Origin of the sequence: Glycomyces amatae (assembly GCF_020991375.1) — a bacterium.
Classification (GTDB): Bacteria; Actinomycetota; Actinomycetes; order Mycobacteriales; family Micromonosporaceae; genus Glycomyces; species Glycomyces amatae.
Genome location: NZ_JAJLQZ010000002.1, coordinates 404,583 through 420,587, shown reverse-complemented (window position 1 = coordinate 420,587; position 16,005 = coordinate 404,583). Strand labels below are relative to the sequence as shown.

At 73.3% G+C, this 16,005-nt stretch carries 15 protein-coding genes; 9 read left to right on the top strand and 6 right to left on the bottom strand.

Annotated features, from left to right (window positions below; translation table 11 throughout):
• Positions 1-5: 5 nt before the first annotated feature.
• Positions 6-1,097 carry a DNA glycosylase AlkZ-like family protein gene (locus LO763_RS04820; protein WP_230600813.1) on the bottom strand — a complete coding sequence of 364 codons (1,092 nt, stop codon included), beginning with the start codon at positions 1,095-1,097 and terminating at the stop codon, positions 6-8.
• Between the two features lie 124 nt (positions 1,098-1,221).
• On the opposite strand from LO763_RS04820, the gene LO763_RS04815 reads away from it, so the two are divergent.
• The 4 genes from LO763_RS04815 (at position 1,222) to LO763_RS04800 (ending at position 3,084) form a co-directional block, all read left to right on the top strand.
• Positions 1,222-1,653, top strand: coding sequence for a DoxX family protein (locus LO763_RS04815; RefSeq protein ID WP_230600812.1), 432 nt, complete (start codon positions 1,222-1,224; stop codon positions 1,651-1,653).
• Positions 1,654-1,775: 122 nt separating this feature from the next.
• On the top strand, positions 1,776-2,087 hold the full coding sequence (locus tag LO763_RS04810; RefSeq protein WP_230600811.1) for an ArsR/SmtB family transcription factor: 312 nt from the start codon (positions 1,776-1,778) through the stop codon (positions 2,085-2,087).
• 57 nt (positions 2,088-2,144) lie between these two features.
• Positions 2,145-2,396: a hypothetical protein gene (locus LO763_RS04805; protein WP_230600810.1), complete on the top strand. Its 252-nt coding sequence runs from the start codon at positions 2,145-2,147 to the stop codon at positions 2,394-2,396.
• A 196-nt stretch (positions 2,397-2,592) separates the two neighbouring features.
• Positions 2,593-3,084 carry an SgcJ/EcaC family oxidoreductase gene (locus LO763_RS04800; protein ID WP_230600809.1) on the top strand — a complete coding sequence of 164 codons (492 nt, stop codon included), beginning with the start codon at positions 2,593-2,595 and terminating at the stop codon, positions 3,082-3,084.
• A gap of 72 nt (positions 3,085-3,156) precedes the next feature.
• Here LO763_RS04800 and LO763_RS04795 read toward each other — a convergent pair whose 3' ends face one another.
• Together LO763_RS04795 and LO763_RS04790 are read right to left on the bottom strand one after the other, a co-directional pair.
• Positions 3,157-4,551, bottom strand: a complete 1,395-nt coding sequence (locus LO763_RS04795) for an HtaA domain-containing protein (protein ID WP_230600808.1) — start codon at positions 4,549-4,551, stop codon at positions 3,157-3,159.
• Positions 4,548-5,984, bottom strand: coding sequence for an HtaA domain-containing protein (locus tag LO763_RS04790; RefSeq protein ID WP_230600807.1), 1,437 nt, complete (start codon positions 5,982-5,984; stop codon positions 4,548-4,550). The genes LO763_RS04795 and LO763_RS04790 overlap by 4 nt, the downstream gene beginning before the upstream one ends.
• Positions 5,985-6,129: 145 nt before the next feature.
• Here LO763_RS04790 and LO763_RS04785 point away from each other — a divergent pair, with 145 nt between their 5' ends.
• The 5 genes from LO763_RS04785 to leuE all read left to right on the top strand — a co-directional run bounded on the left by LO763_RS04785 (position 6,130) and on the right by leuE (position 11,066).
• Positions 6,130-7,119: a heme/hemin ABC transporter substrate-binding protein gene (locus LO763_RS04785; protein WP_230600806.1), complete on the top strand. Its 990-nt coding sequence runs from the start codon at positions 6,130-6,132 to the stop codon at positions 7,117-7,119.
• Positions 7,116-8,261: a FecCD family ABC transporter permease gene (locus LO763_RS04780; protein WP_230600805.1), complete on the top strand. Its 1,146-nt coding sequence runs from the start codon at positions 7,116-7,118 to the stop codon at positions 8,259-8,261. The genes LO763_RS04785 and LO763_RS04780 overlap by 4 nt, the downstream gene beginning before the upstream one ends.
• Positions 8,261-9,148: a heme ABC transporter ATP-binding protein gene (locus LO763_RS04775; RefSeq protein ID WP_230600804.1), complete on the top strand. Its 888-nt coding sequence runs from the start codon at positions 8,261-8,263 to the stop codon at positions 9,146-9,148. Before LO763_RS04780 ends, LO763_RS04775 begins: the two co-directional genes overlap by 1 nt.
• Positions 9,141-10,199 carry an AI-2E family transporter gene (locus LO763_RS04770; protein WP_230600803.1) on the top strand — a complete coding sequence of 353 codons (1,059 nt, stop codon included), beginning with the start codon at positions 9,141-9,143 and terminating at the stop codon, positions 10,197-10,199. Before LO763_RS04775 ends, LO763_RS04770 begins: the two co-directional genes overlap by 8 nt.
• A gap of 216 nt (positions 10,200-10,415) precedes the next feature.
• Positions 10,416-11,066, top strand: coding sequence for a leucine efflux protein LeuE (gene leuE / locus LO763_RS04765; RefSeq protein ID WP_230600802.1), 651 nt, complete (start codon positions 10,416-10,418; stop codon positions 11,064-11,066).
• Here leuE and LO763_RS04760 read toward each other — a convergent pair.
• The 3 genes from LO763_RS04760 to LO763_RS04750 form a co-directional block, all read right to left on the bottom strand.
• Positions 11,063-13,378: an ABC transporter substrate-binding protein gene (locus LO763_RS04760; RefSeq protein ID WP_230600801.1), complete on the bottom strand. Its 2,316-nt coding sequence runs from the start codon at positions 13,376-13,378 to the stop codon at positions 11,063-11,065. The genes leuE and LO763_RS04760 overlap by 4 nt on opposite strands.
• A 243-nt stretch (positions 13,379-13,621) precedes the next feature.
• Positions 13,622-14,758: a glycoside hydrolase family 53 protein gene (locus tag LO763_RS04755; RefSeq protein WP_230600800.1), complete on the bottom strand. Its 1,137-nt coding sequence runs from the start codon at positions 14,756-14,758 to the stop codon at positions 13,622-13,624.
• Positions 14,759-14,879: 121 nt separating this feature from the next.
• On the bottom strand, positions 14,880-15,992 hold the full coding sequence (locus LO763_RS04750) for a glycoside hydrolase family 53 protein (RefSeq protein ID WP_230600799.1): 1,113 nt from the start codon (positions 15,990-15,992) through the stop codon (positions 14,880-14,882).
• Positions 15,993-16,005 lie beyond the last annotated feature (13 nt).

The window sequence follows — 16,005 nt, the reverse complement described above, 5'->3', positions numbered from 1 at the left end:
CGCGGTCACCCGGCGACGTCGATCCCGGCGAGCGGGACGCCCCGGAAGGCGGCCAGCCGCTCGGCCTCGGCCTCCACTGCTGCCCGTTCGCCCCGCTTCAGGGCGCGCCACGGCTCGACGGCGACGGTGAACCGCTTCCCGGACTTGCGGGGCCGCCACAGCCCCGCGAGCGCGCCGTCGACGAGCAGGCCGCCGGGGCGGCCGAGGACCGGCCAGACCTGTTTGACGCGCGCCGGGTCGTCCACCAGGGTGCCGCGGTCGCGGGCCTGGAGGAACAGGTCGTAGGGGCCGAGGAGCCGGGTCGCGGTCGCGTCGGCGCCGCGCAGCGCCGCCTCGTCCGCGGCGAGGATCCAGCGCCGCTCGCCGGCGACGTCGACCTCGACGGCGTCCTCGGGCCAGCGGGCCTTGACCTCCTTGACGGGCGAGTCGACGTACTCGGCGACCGCCTTCACCGTCGCGGGCCCGCACAAACGCAGGTAGGCGCGAACCGGGTCCAGGCGGTCCGGGAACGCCTCGGCGGCCGCGAAGCCCGGCACGGGCTCGAGGACCGGCGGCGAGGTGTGCGGCCGCAGTTCCAGTCCGGCCCGCGCGGCGGCGAGCCGGAACGGCTGCTCGTAGAGGTGCACGGCGTCGCACGACCGGCAGAACCGCTGGTAGGGCTCGGGCAGGAGCTCGTTGAGCCGCCCCGACACCTCGCCTTTGACCATCGGCGCGGTCACGGTCGCCCGCATCGCGGCCGCCACCGTGTCGAGGGCCTCGAGGATCGGTATCCCGGCGGCCTTGAGCGGCCTGGCGGCGTCGAAGATCCGCTTGGCCGCGTCGGCGTCCGACCACGGCGCCACCGCCGCCGCGACCGCGGCCGCGTCGGCGCGCCGGTACGCGTGCGGCGCGCCCCGCAGCGTCCACAGCCACACCAGGTCCCGCTCCTTGATCGCCGCGGTGTCGACGCCGCGGACCGCCAGCGCCCACAGCGCACCGTCCGGGCCGGTCTCCTGGACGCCGAGGTCGAGGGCGGCCGTGTCGGCGAGGCCCCCTTCGCCGCGGTCGAGCTGCTGCGCGCGCACGCGGTAGCGCGCGACCTGGAGGCGATCGATCATGGCTCCACGGTAGCCGCGGGCACCGACATCTCCTCCGCCTCTTCCCGCCCGCCGCGATGAATCCGCGGCGCGGGCCTCGTCTACATCCACAAGAGCCCGATACTTCTGAAAGGCACGAACCATCATGAGCGCCAACGGCACCGCCACCGAGAACACCACCACCGCCCGCCCCGGACGGGGTCTGCACATCACCCTGTGGGTGCTCCAGATCCTCCTGGCCGGCTTCATGATCGCCGCCTCGGGCTTCCCGAAGGTCATCGGCCACGAGTCCGCCGCCGAGGGCTTCGACCTCATCGGCTGGGGCGACTGGTTCATGTACGTCGTGGGCGCCCTCGAGATCGCCGGCGGCATCGGCCTGCTCGTCCCGCGCCTGTCGGGCCTGGCCGCGATCGGCCTGAGCCTGCTCATGGTCGGCGCCGCGATCTTCAACGCCACCATCCTCGACTACCCCGTCTACACGCCGCTGATCCTGCTGGTCCTGTTCGTCTTCATCGCCTGGGGCCGCCGGTACCAGACCGGACTGCTCCTCTCCCACGGACTCGCCAAGGTCCGGTGACGCCCGCACGCGACGGGGCCGATGGCATCGCCACCGGCCCCGTCGCGTCTCCGTGAAGGAGACCAACCCGCAAGACAATAGAGGCACCTGCTAATATTTCCTTGCACGTATTGGAGGCCGGTATGGATGAAGGCTCCCCGACCGGGGACGAGCTGGTGGCGCTCCTGGCGGCGCTCGCCAGCCCGCACCGCATGCGCGTCATGGCCGCCCTCGCGGGCGGCCGGAACTACGTGAGCCAGCTGGCGCGCGACCTCGGCATCAGCCGGGCGCTGCTCCAAGTCCACCTCAAGAAACTCGAAGCCGCCGGCCTCGTCTCCTCGGCACTGGAGGTGTCCGAGGACGGCAAGGCCATGAACTACTACGAGGTCGTCCCGTTCGCGGTGCGCCTCACCCCCGAAACACTCGAGCGCGCCTCGGCGACGCTCACCCTTTGAGACCCGCGACCCTCGAGCGCGCCCCGCGACGCTCGCCCCTGAACGAGAGGACCCACCATGGAGATCGTCGGCGGAATCGGCATGTTCGCGCTGATCATCACTGTCGTGCTGTCGCTGATCTGGCGCAGCGCCTTCCTCAAGCGCACCAGGCTCCAGCACGGGCAGGACGACCGCTACCTCAAACTCGTCGAACGCTCCGAAGAGCAGCAGGCGAAGGTGCTCGAGCAGCTCCAGGCGCTCAACGCCCGCGTCACCCGGATCGAGACCGGCACCGCCTCGATCGAGGAGACCCTCAAGGTCGTCGAGTAGCGCCCGGGACCGGCACCGCACCAGTCCGCGGCGCCTTCCTCGGCGACCCCGCCCGGGGGCGTCCGGGTCGTACCCCGGGGTGAGGCCCGGGCCCGGCGGTACCGCACAGGTTTCACCCCGACGCCTCCCCCGGGGGGACGCGGCGCGGCCCCGCGTCCCCCTAGCGTCGACCCCCACTCGACCAGAGGAGCAGATCATGCGAAACCTGAAGTCCGCCAGGATCATCGGAGTGACCGCCGCCGCGGCGGTCGCGCTCGCCGCGGGGACGGCCGCCGCCGACGGGGGCGGGACCCGCGAGGACGACCAGGCCGCCTTCGACGCCCTGCGCGCACAGCAGGAGCAGGCGTGGATCGACGAGGACGGCGCGGCCTTCGCCGCCACGTTCCACGAGGACGCGGACGTGGTCACCTTCAGCGGGGACCACCTGCGCACCCGCGAGGGCATCGCCGAGGGCATGCAGTACTACTTCGACAACTTCATCGAGGGGTCGCGGCTGCACCTGCTCTCGGAGCGGGTGCGTTACGTCGAACGCGACGTCGTCGTCATCGTCCGCGAGGGCTGCCTGATCGACGAGGGCGAGACCGGGTGCCGCCCCGACGGCTTCTCCACGAACACGAACGTGCTCACCCGCGAGCGCGGAGAGTGGCTCCAGACCTCCTTCCAGAACACCCGCCAGTTCGACTTCTGACACCAGGGACGCGAAGGGGAGGGGCCGCCTCGATCGCAGGCGAAGGCGGACCCTCCCGGTGGGGAGTGCGGTCTAAGCGCGCACCGCGCGGCGGCGGGCGAGGACCATGGCCCCGGCGCCGCCCGCCAGCAGCACCGCGGCGGCCACGACGAGCGTCAGCGGCGAACCGGTGACCGGCAGCTTCGGCGACCCCGCCCCGGAGGCGTTCGCCGAGGTCTCGTCACCGCCGTCGCCGCCACCGCCGCCGGGGTTCCCGGTCGGCTCGCACACGGTGTCGGGCGCGTCGGCCAGCTCCACCGTGAAGCTCACCGGGTCGAGCGCGGTGCCCTCGGGGTAGAAGCCCGCGAAGAAGTCCGCGCCCCCGGCCGCCACGGTCGCGGCCGCGCCGTCCACGTTGATCTCGCCGCCGCTGACCGCCAGCTCGGCGACGGCCACGTCCGCGATGTGCGTCCCGCCCGCGTAGAGGGCCAGGGCGCCGTCGGCGCTCTCGACGCTCAGGTCGGCGACGTCGAGGTCCATCTGGCCGTCGTGCCCGTAGAAGTTGACGCCGCCCGCGAAGGACGCGTCGAGGGCGCAGGTCTCGGCGGTGAAGCCGCCCGAGGCGTCGGGGAAGTGGAACGTCCCGTCGCCGTTCGGCGAGGCCGGTTCGATCACGGTGATCTCGCCGTGCGCGATCGGGCCGGTCACGTAGTCGCGGTAGGACTCCTTGACGCCCCAGTCGGCGCCGCCGCCGGTGACCTCGTAGACCGTGGCGGGCTCCCCGGAGGGGTCCTCGCCGCCCGGCTCCTCGCTCGACGGGTCCTCGGAGGACGGCTCCTCGGTCGAGGGCGCCTCGCCGCCGGGCGAGCCCATGTCCGTCTTGATCGCGATCGACACCGGGTCGAGCGCCGACCCGGCCTGGTAGAACCCGGCGAACGCCTCGGCGCCGGCGGCGGTGAGCGTCGCGGGGACGTCGTCGAGCCGCGCGAACCCGTCGGTGTTCGTCCACGGCGAGGGGACGCCGCTGTAGTCGAACTCGGCCACCACCACGTCCTCGGTGAGCGTGCCGAGCGAGGTCACGTCCGCGATGATCTCGCCGCTGAACGTCGCGTGGTCGGCGGTGAACTCGAGGTTCTCCAGAAGGAGGTCGAGCTGGCCGTGGTGGCCGTAGAAGTGGACGCTGCCGGTCGTCGCCGCGGCGTAGGTCTGGGCGCCGAGGTCGGTGACGCCGGCGGCGCCGCCGAACACGTACGCGCCGTCGCCGTCCTCGACGGCGCCGCCGCCGAGGGTGATCTCGCCGCCCGCGATCGGGCCGGTGATGTAGTTCCGGAAGGACTCCTTGACGCCCCAGGTGATCGAGCCGTCGACGATGGGGTACTGCGTGGACTCCTGCGCCTGCGCGGGCAGGGCGGCGAGGCCCGTGACCGCGCCGGCGCCCAGGGCGACCGCGGCGAGCGCCGCGAGGCGTCTGCGAGTGGGGGACTTCATGGGTGCTGTTGCTCCTTGTCGGCTTCCGGGCCCCCGTCCGGGGGCCCGGCGGGTCCGGCGCCGTGGGCGCCCTCCCCGTTCTCTTCGGGGGTGTCCTCTGCGGAGCCGGGCTCCGGAACCGGTCCGGCGGCGGGCGCTCCCGCCCCGCCGGTCTGCTTGCGGCGCTCAGCGCGCCGAGTGAGGGCGACGACCGCGGCGGCGACGCCGAGGACCAGCGCGAGCGCGGCCGGCACGACCCACGCCAGGGGGTTCGCGTCCGATTCGGCGGCCTCGACGGCGTCGACCTCCTCGGCCGCGGCGCTCGAGGACGGCTCTTGCGGCTCCGAACCGAGGTCCGGCAGGGCCGGCAGCTCGGCTCCGGCGGTGAGCGGGACCGCGATCGTCAACGGGTCCATGGGGTCGCCCGCCTGGTAGAACCCGCCGAAGACCGGCGCGGCGGCCTCGGTCAGCGCCGTCGGCACCGCTTCGGCCAGCAGCACGCCGCCCGCCTCGACCAGCTCGGCCTCGAAGGTCACCAGGTCGACCCGCGTCCCGCCGACCTCGGCCGACAGGACCCCGGCGCCGTCTTCCGCCGCCACGGCGGGATCGGTCAGCGCCAGGTCCACATCGGTGCCGGTGAACCGGACGGTGCCCTCGTAGGCCAGCGTGTAGTCCCCGGCCGCCGCGGTGCCCGCGCCCTCGGTGAAGCGGAAGACCGCGCCGCCGTCGGCCGCGCCCTCCGCCGCGGTCCAGCCGCCGTCCGCGATGCCGCCCGAGACGTACTCGCGCCACGAGGCGCGCACGCCCCAGTCGAGGATCGCCCCGGACACCGCGCCGTCCCCGCCCGCCCCGGTCGGCTCCGGCTCGGACGCCTCGCGGGTCTCCTCGGGCTCGGCGGCGACCACGTCGGCGCTGAACGACACCGGGTCGAGCGCCTGGCCCGCCTCGTAGTAGCCCGCGAACGCCTCGGCGCCGCTGCTCGTCAGGGTCGCCGAGGCGCCGCTCACCGAGACCGTCCTGCCTGAGGCGCTCAGCGACGCGCCGCTCAGCGAGGCCATGTCGGTGCGGGTCCCGTTGACGTAGACGTACAGCGTTCCCGAGTCGCCCGAGTACTCCACGGACGGGTTCGCGAAGGTCACGTCCAGTTCGCCGCCGTGGCCCCAGAAGTAGACCCAGCCCTGGTAGTCGATCACCGCGGTGCCGTCCTCGTAGGACCCGGTCGCCGAGTGGAACCGGTAGGACCCGTCGGCGGTGGAGGCGCCGTCGCCGGTCTGCACCTCGCCCTGGGCGATCGGACCGGTGATATAGGAGCGGAACGACTCCTTGACCCCCCAGCCGAGGCGGCCGCCCGAGAGCTCCTCGGCGCCCGCGGGGGCGGCCCACAGCAGGAGCGACGCGGCCAGGGCGGCCGCGGCGACGAGCGCTCCGGACACCCGGGCGGTGGCTTGGGACATGGCGGGGGGACCTCCGTATGCGGTTGCAGTGAAGGTAAGGCTAACCTAACTAAGGTCCGCTTTGCAAAGGGGGTGCTAACTGTTATTAGCTGAGGCTAACCTATGCTCGATCGGCCGCCGCCGCAGAACGAACAGGAGCACACCCGTGCGCAGACCCCGCCCCCGCAGGCTCCCCGCCGCCCTCGCGACGGCCGTCCTCCTCGTCCTCACCGCCTGCGCCGCAACCGAGACCGACGCAGCCGACACCGTTGAACCCGCCGTCGACCGCGTCGAGCCCATCGCCGAGCGCGCCGACCCGGTCCTGCCCGCCACGGTCACCGACGCCACCGGCGCCGCCGTCACCATCGAGACGGCCGACGCCGTCGTCCCCCTCTCCGGCTCCCTCTCCGAGATCGTCTTCACCCTCGGACTCGGCGACCGCGTCGTCGCACGCGACATCACCGCCACCTTCGAACAGGCCGCCGACCTCCCCGTCGTCAGCCACGGCCACGACATCTCCGCCGAAGGCGTCCTCTCCCTCCAACCCGACCTCATCCTCGCCGAGACCGGCTCCGGACCCCAGACCGCGCTCGACCAGATCGCCGCCGCCGGCGTCCCCATCGTCGTCTTCGCACCCGCCGACGGCATCCCCTCCGCCGCCGAACGCATCACGGCCGTCGCCGCCACCCTCGGCGTCCCCGACCTCGGCGCCCGGCTCGTCGAACGCACCGAGGCCGACATCGCAGCCGCCACCGAGGGCCTCGACCTCGCCGACCCGCCCCGCGTCGCCTTCCTCTACCTCCGCGGCTCGGCCTCCGTCTACATGATCGGCGCCCGCGACTCCGGCGCCGCCTCCCTCATCGAGGCCGCGGGCGGCATCGACGCCGGCGCCGAGGCCCTCGACGGCGACTTCGTCGAACTCACCCCCGAAGCCCTCGCCGCCGCCGCCCCCGACGTGATCCTCGTGATGGACAAGGGACTCGACTCCGTCGGCGGCGTCGACGGCCTCCTCGAGATCCCCGGCGTCGCCCAGACCCCCGCCGGCGAACACGGACGCATCGCCCACCTCCCCGACGGCATCATGCTCAACTACGGCCCCCGCACCGGCGACGTCGTCGCCGACCTCGCCGCGCAACTCCACGCGGACGCCGAATGACCCCCGCAGAACCGCCGCCCGCGACCGCCCCTCCGGCGCCGAAGGCGCCGAGCACGACGGCGACAACCTCCCGCGGCCCCGACACGCGGCCCGCCGCAGCCCGGCCCCGCCCCCGCCGGGCCGTCACGACCCTCCTCGCCCTCGTCCTCACCGGACTCCTCGCGCTCGGCGTCCTCGTCTCGGCCTCCAACGGCGCCTTCGCGATCCCCCCGGGCGACATCATCGACTCGATCGCCCACCGGCTCGGCCTCGGCGGCGCCCCCGTCGAGGGCACCGGCGAGAGCGTCCTGTGGAACATCCGCTTTCCCCGCGTCGTCCTCGGCCTCCTCGTCGGCGCCTGCCTGGCCTGCGCCGGCACCCTCATGCAGGGCACGTTCGGCAACCCGCTCGCCGAACCGGGCATCATCGGCGTCAGCTCCGGCGCCGCCGTCGGCGCCGTCGCCGCCATCGCCTTCGGCCTCACCTTCGCCGGGAACTGGACGATCGCGCTGTGCGCCTTCATCGCCGGACTCGCCACCGTCTCGGTCGTCTACCTCCTCTCCCGCTCCGGAGGGAAGACCGAGGTGGTCACCCTGGTGCTCACCGGCGTGGCCGTCAACGGCCTCGCCGGGGCCCTCATCGGCCTGTTCATCTTCTACGCCGACAACGCCGAGATCACCACGATCACCTTCTGGCAGCTGGGCAGCCTCTCCCAGGCGACCTGGCCGAAGATCTTCGCCGTCGCGCCCCTGGCGGCCCTCGGCCTCCTGGCCGCGCCGCGCTACGCCCGCCGCCTCGACCTCCTCGCCCTGGGGGAGCGGCCCGCCCGCCACCTCGGCGTCGACGTCGAACGGCTGCGCCTGCACCTCATCGTGATCGTCGCGCTCCTCACCGGCGCCGCGGTCGCGGTCTCCGGCGTGATCGGCTTCATCGGCCTGGTCGTGCCGCACCTGCTGCGCATGGCCGCCGGGCCGGGCCACCGGGCGCTCCTGCCGCTGTCCACGATGGGCGGCGCGGCCGTCATCGTCTGGGCCGACCTGGCCGCCCGCACCGCCGCCGCTCCCGCCGAGATCCCCCTCGGCATCCTCACCGCGCTCGTGGGCAGCCCGTTCTTCTTCTGGCTCCTGCGCCGCACCCGACGCCGCCAAGGAGGCTGGGCCTGATGCCGCTCGACCGCTCGAAGAGCACCGCCGCGAGGCGCCGCCGCGCCGCCGGGCCCGGACCCGTCCCCGCCCGGCCCGCCTCCCTGGCGGACGCCGCAGTCGCGCTCGGCGGCAAGGAGGTCCTGCGCGGCGTCGACCTCGAGGTGCGCGCCGGCGAGGTCCTGAGCCTCGTCGGACCCAACGGCGCGGGCAAGTCCACGCTCCTCGCCGCGCTCTCCGGCGACCTCCCGACCGCCGCGGGCGAGGCCCTGCTGTGGGACCGCCCGGTCGGGGAGTGGTCCGCGCTCGAGGCGGCCCGCCGCCGCGCCGTGCTGCCGCAGGCGCACCGCGTCTCCTTCCCCTTCACCGTCCGCGACGTGGTCGGGATGGGCCGCGCCCCCTGGGCCGGGACCGGCCGCTCCGGCGAGGACGAGGACCGCATCGCGGGCGCCCTCGCGCTCACCGAGTCCGACGGCTTCGCCGACCGCCCCTTCACCTCCCTCTCCGGCGGCGAGCAGGCCCGCGTGATGCTCGCCCGCGTCGTCGCCCAGGACGCCGGCCTCGTGCTCTTCGACGAGCCCACCGCCGCGCTCGACCTGCGCCACCAGGAGATGGTCGGGCGCCTGTGCCGCGGACTCGCCGCCGAAGGCCGCGCCGTGGTGATCGTGCTCCACGACCTCGACCTCGCCGCCGCCTACTCGGACCGGTGCGCGCTGCTCGCCGAGGGCCGGATCGAGGCCTGCGGCCCGCCCGCCGAGGTCCTCGCCGCCGAGCGGCTCGGCCGGGTCTACCGCCAGCCGGTCACCGTGGAGGCCGACGCGGCGACCGGCCTGCCGCGCGTCACCCCCGTACGGACCGTGCGGGACTCAGGACCCCGGAGCGGTCTGCTAGACATCTCCCATGGCTGACAAACCCGGAATGCACCTGCGCAGAAGTCTCTCCGAAACCCCGCCGCTCATGGCCGGCGTGCTCTTCGGCCTCGGCCTGGCCGTCGTCACCGGCATCGTGTGGGCGTTCCAGGAGCTCGGCACCGTCCTGACCGCCCTGGTCGTCGCGGCCTTCCTCGCGGTCGGGCTCGAACGCATCGTCGGCGGCATGACCAAGCGCGGCATGCCCCGCTGGCTCGCCATGACCATCCTCTTCGTCGGCGTGGTCCTGGTCTTCTGCGGCGGCATCGGCGCGATCATCCCCGCGATCGTCCGGGAGTCCGCCGAGTTCATCGACAAGGCCCCCGGCTACTACGACACGATCATGAGCAGCAAGTACGTCCAGCAGTTCGGCGGCGAGAGCGGCCTGCTCGAACGCGCCGAAGGCGTGCTGACCCCCGGCAACGTCACCAAGGCGCTCGGCGGCGTCGCGGGCGGCGTCGCCTCCTTCTTCGGCGGCCTCGTCTGGTTCATCACCACGATCCTGCTGACGATCTTCATCCTCGCCGCCTACAAGCAGCTGCGCAAGGGCGCCGTCCGCCTCTTCGCCGCCTCCCAGCGCGAGCAGGGCGACCGCATCCTCGAGGGCATCCTCCGCCAGATCGGCGCCTACCTCATCGGCGCGCTCGCCATCGGCGCGTTCGCGGGCATCGCCTCGTGGATCTTCATGGCCATCGTCGGCATCCCCTACGCCGCGCTCCTGGCGCTCCTGGTCGCCCTCCTCGACCTCATCCCGCAGATCGGCGCGACCATCGGCGCGATCGTGGTCACCCTGGTCGCCCTCACGCAGTCGCCCATGACGGCCGTGGCCTCGGCGATCTTCTTCATCGCCTACCAGCAGCTGGAGAACTGGGTCATCTACCCGACGGTGATGCGCAGCGCGGTGAAGGTCTCGAACCTCGCCGCGATCGTGGCGGTCCTGGTCGGCGGCACCCTGTTCGGCGTCGTGGGCATCGTCCTGTCGGTCCCGCTCTACGCGGCGATCCGCCTCATCGGCAAGGAGATCGTCATCCCGCGCCTCGACAACTCCTGACGCGGGAGGGCCGGCGGCGCATACCCGCGCGCGCCACCGGCCCCGTCTGCCGCCCAGCATAGAGGCCCGCCGCCGCCCCCGGTGCCCCCGGACCGGCGCCGCAAGGGTTTGCCGCGCCGGTCCGCGCGGCCGTAGACTGGCACCGGCCGCCAGGCCCCCCGCACGAGCGCACCCCCCGCTCGGCCCGCGGCCCCCGCCCTCGAGAGGAACGCGCCCGTGTTCGGCACCGTCGACCTGTGGACCTACGTGGTCGCCACGGTCCTCATCATCCTGCTGCCCGGCCCCAACTCCCTCTACGTCCTCTCGGTCGCCTCGCGCCGCGGCCGCCGCGACGGCTTCAAGGCCGCCGCCGCGGTGTTCTGCGGCGACTCGGTGCTCATGATCGCCACGGCGGCCGGGCTCGCCTCCGTGTTCGCGACCTCGCCGCTGATCTACAACCTGGTCCGCTGGGCGGGCGTCGCCTACCTCGCCTACCTCGCGTTCGGGCTCCTGCGCGGCGGCTGGCGGACCTGGCGGGCCGCCCGCCGCGGCGAGGCCCCGCCGGAGGCCGCCGCCCCCGCGGCGCCGCCGAACGAGCGGCCCTTCACCCGGGCGCTCATCGCGAGCCTGCTCAACCCGAAGGCGATCCTGTTCTTCGTCTCGTTCTTCGTCCAGTTCGTGGACCCCACCTACGCCTGGCCGGTGCTCAGCTACGGGGTCCTGTTCGTGATCCTCCAGGCCTGCTCGATGGTGTACCTGTCGACGCTCATCCTCGCCGGCGACGGCCTGGCCCAGACGTTCCGCAGGCGCCGCCGCCTGGCCGCAGTCGGGAACGGCCTCGTCGGCGCGGTCATGATCGGCTTCGCCGCGAAGCTCGCCACCGGCTAGGCGGCGGTCACCAGGTCCACCACCTCGACCGGGTCGTCGAGGTTCGTCGTCGCCGTCAGCACGGTCATCGCCTTCCCGACCGGGTTGCCGAACTCGTCGAACCGGAGCGGCCCGGTCGCCGTGCGCCCGCTGTACTCGCGCAGCGCCTCCGCCAGCGACGCCGCCGTCACCGTCGGCCCCTGCACCTGCGCGTTGAGCGCCGTCACGTACAGGGCCTCGAACGACATGAGCGCCTGCCCGTTCTCCAGGTTCGTGTCCGCGCCGAACTGGTGCATGAGCTGCTCGACCGCGCCGGCCATGAGCGCCGCCGAGTCCTCGAACCCCTCGTCGGCGCTCGCCCACTGGTCGGGGTGCGCCAGGCCGATGTAGTACAGCTGGACGTTGGCGCCGCGCAGGTCGTTGACGACGGCCCGGTTGTGCGGGATCGACGCCGCGTTGTCGCCGGTGATGATCGTGACCTCGTGCTGCAGGCACGCGGCGTCGCGCAGGCTGAGGCTGCGGATGAGCGAGGGCAGCGCGAACCGCGAGAGCCCCGCGAAGAACAGGTACGAGTCGCTCTCGATCTCGGCGCACACGTCCTCGACGGTCTGGGTGAACGACGACGGGTTCAGCTCGGTGATCACCGAGCCGTCGTAGGCGAACGGCCGGGGCGGGTCCTCGGCGCACCCCGCGGCCTCCTGCTCGCGCTTGAACGCCTCGTTCAGCGTGATCGCGTAGTCGTAGCCGCGGTCGCTGTCGCTGACGTTGAAGACCGTGCACAGGTCCGAGCGCTCCCGGACGAGCGCCGCCAGCGCCGTCGCCTCCTGCGTGTTCGTGGGTCCGACCCGGAACGACGAGTTCTCCTCGGACCCGTCCGTGAGCATGCTGTCGCCGGTGATCGTCGAGCCCATGACGACCAGGCCCTCCTGCGACATGCGGTCGATGAAGCGCTTGGTGGTCTCGAAACTGCTGGAGAGCCCGGTGACCCCGATGATGTTGTGGTCGCGGCGCCGTTCGAGGACGGCGTCGGCGGCGGGCTCCCACGCCGAGTTGTTGGACCCCAGGTCCGCCAGCAGGAGGCGCATCTTCGGGCTCTGGCCCTGGTTGATGAGCGCCTGCGCGGCGGCCGCGCCCTGCATCTGGTTGAGGATGTCCTGCGGGACGTTCGCGTCGTCGCCTTCGAAGGTCATGGGCAGGGCGAGCGCGAGCGTGAACGCGGGCTCGTCCGTGCCGACCGCCTCGTTCTGGCGGGCGATCGCGTCGCACGCGGGCATCAGGACGGGGTCCTGGCAGTTCGCGCCGTCGCTGACCGGCAGGCACCGCTCGGTCGCCGCGTCCCGCGCGAAGGGCGAGGCGCAGTCAGCCGCTCCCGGGCCCGGGATCAGCTGGAACGCCAGGGCGGCGAGCACGGCCGCGACGGTGAGCACGGCCAGTCCGGTCACGGCCCAGAGGGCCCCCGCGCGCACCTGGGGCGGCCTGACGGCGAAATAGTGCCACTGGGCGTACCGGGACACCCTGGTGCGCAAGGTCTTCAGCGTCTGGTTGACCGCGCCGGCGCCGGCGGGCTGGTCGGCACGGCGGTGCTCGTACGCGGTGACCCCGTCCTCGGCGAGGCCGGCGAGCTCCGCGGCGAGCAGCGAGGCCCGGTCGCCCTCGCCGAGCCCGGTCAGGACCAGTTCCACCCGGCTGTGGGAGCAGTCGGTGACGAAGGCCCGGCGGTACACCGCGGCGAGTTCGGCTCGGGCGCCTTCGGCGGCGCTGTCGCCGGGCTCGCCCTCGGCGGGTAGCTGGGCGGTGGCCTCCAGGACCGTCTCGACGTCCCATCTGCCGTCCTGGGAGGTGGCCTTGACCATGCGGCGCCGGGCGGCCCCGTACAGGGCCCACCGCAGCGGAACGGCGAGGAGGGCCTGGAGCGGCAGCTGGAGGAACGGGAGGTTCACCGACCCCCAGTCGGAGCCGGAGGACCGGTTGAGCCAGCCGAGGAACCTTCCGGCGCGCGGCCCCGCGTCGGCCAGCGCCTCCCATTTGCGTTCGGTCTCGGTCGCGGCGGTGAGGTTCCCCCGGCGCGCGTTGAGCATCATGGACAGGTAGCGGAACGGGGTGCGGCGGGCGAACTCGGGGGCGTCGGCGAGGGCGATCGCCGCGACGCGGGCGGGCTCGGTCGAATCGAACTGGACGACGGCGGACCAGTCGGTGCTGCGGCGCAGGTTCTCGAGCCCTTTGGCGCTGGGCGCGGCGCCAACGACGAGCACGAGGTGCGGTCGGCGGCCCGGAGCGAAGTCCGCGGATGCCGTCGAGGCGGGGGTGCCGCCCGCGGGGGTTGGTTCGGGCATCTGCACATGTTCGCAGACGGGTGCGACCGTTTCGGGGTTCTGGAGCGCGCAAGTCGGTTATCCGACAGTTCCGGTGTCGCCTTTCGGGTGACGGCTCCGCTCGGAGGCGCTAGGGGGTTCGTGAACCCTTACTGAAGGGCGCGGATGATGGCCGCGCCGCCCGGCCCGCCTCGCCGCGTGCTTGACCCCGTCGGCTCGGTCGGTCCGGGCGGCGCGGCCGCCCAGGGGAGGGGTGGTTCCCGGTTACAGGGTGCCCAGCGTGCGCAACCCCGGCAGGGCCTTGCCGTCGAAGTCGAACAGGGCCTGGTTCTCCCAGGCGTTCCCGCTCGCGGGGTCGGCCGGGTCCCAGCCCGCGCCTTCGACGCCGGTCCACGTGGCCTCCCACCAGAACAGGCCCTTGCCCAGGCCGTCCGGCACCGCCCGGAGCACCTTCGCGACCTCCTCGAGCCAGTGCGACTGGTTCTCCGGGCTCGAGGGGTACCCGGCGACCGGTTCGGGGTCGGTCATGATGTTGGGCCACCCGTCCGAGTCCTCAGTGGTGAACGGGTAGGCCGTCTCGACCACGTACAAGGGCTTCCCGTACCGGGTCGCCAGGTCGTTCAGGTTCGCGGCGAGCGCGGACAGCTCGCCGTGCCAGTACGGGTAGTATGAGGCGCCGATCGCGTCGAACGGCACGCCGTTCGCCACCGCGTTGTCGAAGAACCACCGGAACGCGCCGTTGTCGCCGCCCTCGGCCAGGTGCAGCATCGCCTTCGCGGACGGGGCCGCGTCGTGGACGGCGTCGCATCCGGCCGCGAGCAGTTCGGCCATCTGCTCCAACTGGTCCCAGCGGCCGTCGGGCCACAGCAGCCCGCCGTTGGTCTCGTTGCCGACCTGCACCAGCTTCGGCCTCACCCTCGCCTTCGCGAGCGCGCCGAGGACGTCGGCGGTGTGGTCGTACACGGCGGACTTGAGGTCCGCGAAGGGCAGCTCGGCCCACGCGGCCGGTTTCGGCTGCTTGCCCGGGTCGGCCCAGGAGTCGGCGTAGTGGAAGTCGACCAGCAGGTCCATTCCGGCCCGCTTGGCGCGCCTGCCGAGCTCCACGACCTGGTCCTTGGTGTTGTAGCCGTCGGCCGGGTCGACCCACACCTTGGCGCGGACGCAGTTCACGCCGCTGTCGGCGAGGATCCTGACCGCGTCCGCCTTCCTGCCGTTCGCGCGGCGGTAGACCGCGCCGTAGTCCTCGTTCTTGATCAGGCCGGAGATGTCGGCGCCGCGGACGAAGCCGCCGCGCGACCCGTGGCCGTGCCCGGGGCGGTCGACGGCGGCCAGTGCGGGCGTGGCCGCCGCGGCGGCCACGCCGAAGGCGCCGGCCGCGAGGAGTGCGTTTCTTCGCTTCATGGGGGATGCGCTTCCTGTGTTGAGGGATGCGGCGGCGCGGCGCGCCGCCGGGAGGGTTTCGGGAGGCCGGTCCCCGCCGAAGCGGGGGCCGGCCTCCTCCCCGGGAGGAGGGGGTGCGGTCTCAGAGGGTCCCGAGCGTCTTCAGCGCGGGCGTGACCTTCCACGAGAAGTCGAACAGCGCCTGGTTCTCCCAGGCGTTGCCGCTGCCCGGGTCGGTCGGGTCCCAGCCGTTGCCGTCCACGGCGATCCAGGTGGCCTCCCACCAGAACACGCCGCGGCCCATGCCGTTCGGGACGTTCTTGACGACGTTCGCGATCGCGGTGAGCATGTTCGACTGCCCGGTACGGCTCGCCGGGTAGCCCGACACCGGCGTCGCGGCGCTGACGATGTTCGGGTGCCCGTCCCGGTCCTCGGTGCTGAACGGGTAGGCCGTCTCCACCACGTAGACCGGTTTGCCGTACCGGGACGCCATGTCGTTCAGGTTCGACTGGAGGCCCGAGAGCGGGCCGTGCCAGTACGGGTAGTAGGAGGCGCCGATCGCGTCGAAGGGCACGCCGCGCCCGCGCATGGCGTCGAAGAACCACCGGAACAGCGAGTTGTTCCCGCCCTCGGCGAGGTGGAGCATGACCTTCGCGCCCGGCGCGGTGTCGTGCACCGCGTCGGCGCCCGCGACGAGCAGCTGCGCCAGCTGGTCGAGCCGGTCGTAGCGGCCGTCGGGCCACAGCATCCCGCCGTTGAGCTCGTTGCCGACCTGCACCATGGCGGGCGCGGCCCCGGCCGAGCGCAGCGCGCCGAGCACGTCGGCGGTGTGGTCGTACACGGCCTCCTTGAGCGCCTCGAAGCCCAGGGACCGCCAGGCGGCGGGCTTGGCCTGCTGGCCGGGGTCGGTCCAGAAGTCGGAGTAGTGGAAGTCGACCAGGACGTTCATCCCGGCGGCCTTGGCGCGCGAGGCGAGCTCGACGACCTGGGTCTTGGTGTTGTAGCCGTCGGCCGGGTCGACCCAGACCTTGAGCCGGACCCAGTCGACCCCGCTCTTCTGGAGGATCCAGATCGCGTCCTCGCGCCATCCGTCAGTCCACATGTACACCCCGCCGTAGTCCTCGGACTTGGCGAGGCTGGAGATGTCGGCGCCGCGCGCGAACGCGGTCTGCGCCTGGGCCGGGGAGCCCCCGGCGGTGAGGGCGGCCGCGGCGCCGAGGGCACCGGCCGCGGTGAGGGCGGTTCGTCGCTTCATCGGGACTACTCGC

Excerpts from the sequence above, each read along its gene's own strand:
- LO763_RS04820 (WP_230600813.1), bottom strand. The coding sequence starts at position 1,097 with ATGATCGATCGCCTCCAGGTCGCGCGCTACCGCGTGCGCGCGCAGCAG.
- LO763_RS04815 (WP_230600812.1), top strand. The coding sequence starts at position 1,222 with ATGAGCGCCAACGGCACCGCCACCGAGAACACCACCACCGCCCGCCCC.
- LO763_RS04810 (WP_230600811.1), top strand. The coding sequence starts at position 1,776 with ATGGATGAAGGCTCCCCGACCGGGGACGAGCTGGTGGCGCTCCTGGCG.
- LO763_RS04805 (WP_230600810.1), top strand. The coding sequence starts at position 2,145 with ATGGAGATCGTCGGCGGAATCGGCATGTTCGCGCTGATCATCACTGTC.
- LO763_RS04800 (WP_230600809.1), top strand. The coding sequence starts at position 2,593 with ATGCGAAACCTGAAGTCCGCCAGGATCATCGGAGTGACCGCCGCCGCG.
- LO763_RS04795 (WP_230600808.1), bottom strand. The coding sequence starts at position 4,551 with ATGAAGTCCCCCACTCGCAGACGCCTCGCGGCGCTCGCCGCGGTCGCC.
- LO763_RS04790 (WP_230600807.1), bottom strand. The coding sequence starts at position 5,984 with ATGTCCCAAGCCACCGCCCGGGTGTCCGGAGCGCTCGTCGCCGCGGCC.
- LO763_RS04780 (WP_230600805.1), top strand. The coding sequence starts at position 7,116 with ATGACCCCCGCAGAACCGCCGCCCGCGACCGCCCCTCCGGCGCCGAAG.
- LO763_RS04775 (WP_230600804.1), top strand. The coding sequence starts at position 8,261 with ATGCCGCTCGACCGCTCGAAGAGCACCGCCGCGAGGCGCCGCCGCGCC.
- LO763_RS04770 (WP_230600803.1), top strand. The coding sequence starts at position 9,141 with ATGGCTGACAAACCCGGAATGCACCTGCGCAGAAGTCTCTCCGAAACC.
- LO763_RS04760 (WP_230600801.1), bottom strand. The coding sequence starts at position 13,378 with ATGCCCGAACCAACCCCCGCGGGCGGCACCCCCGCCTCGACGGCATCC.
- LO763_RS04755 (WP_230600800.1), bottom strand. The coding sequence starts at position 14,758 with ATGAAGCGAAGAAACGCACTCCTCGCGGCCGGCGCCTTCGGCGTGGCC.
- LO763_RS04750 (WP_230600799.1), bottom strand. The coding sequence starts at position 15,992 with ATGAAGCGACGAACCGCCCTCACCGCGGCCGGTGCCCTCGGCGCCGCG.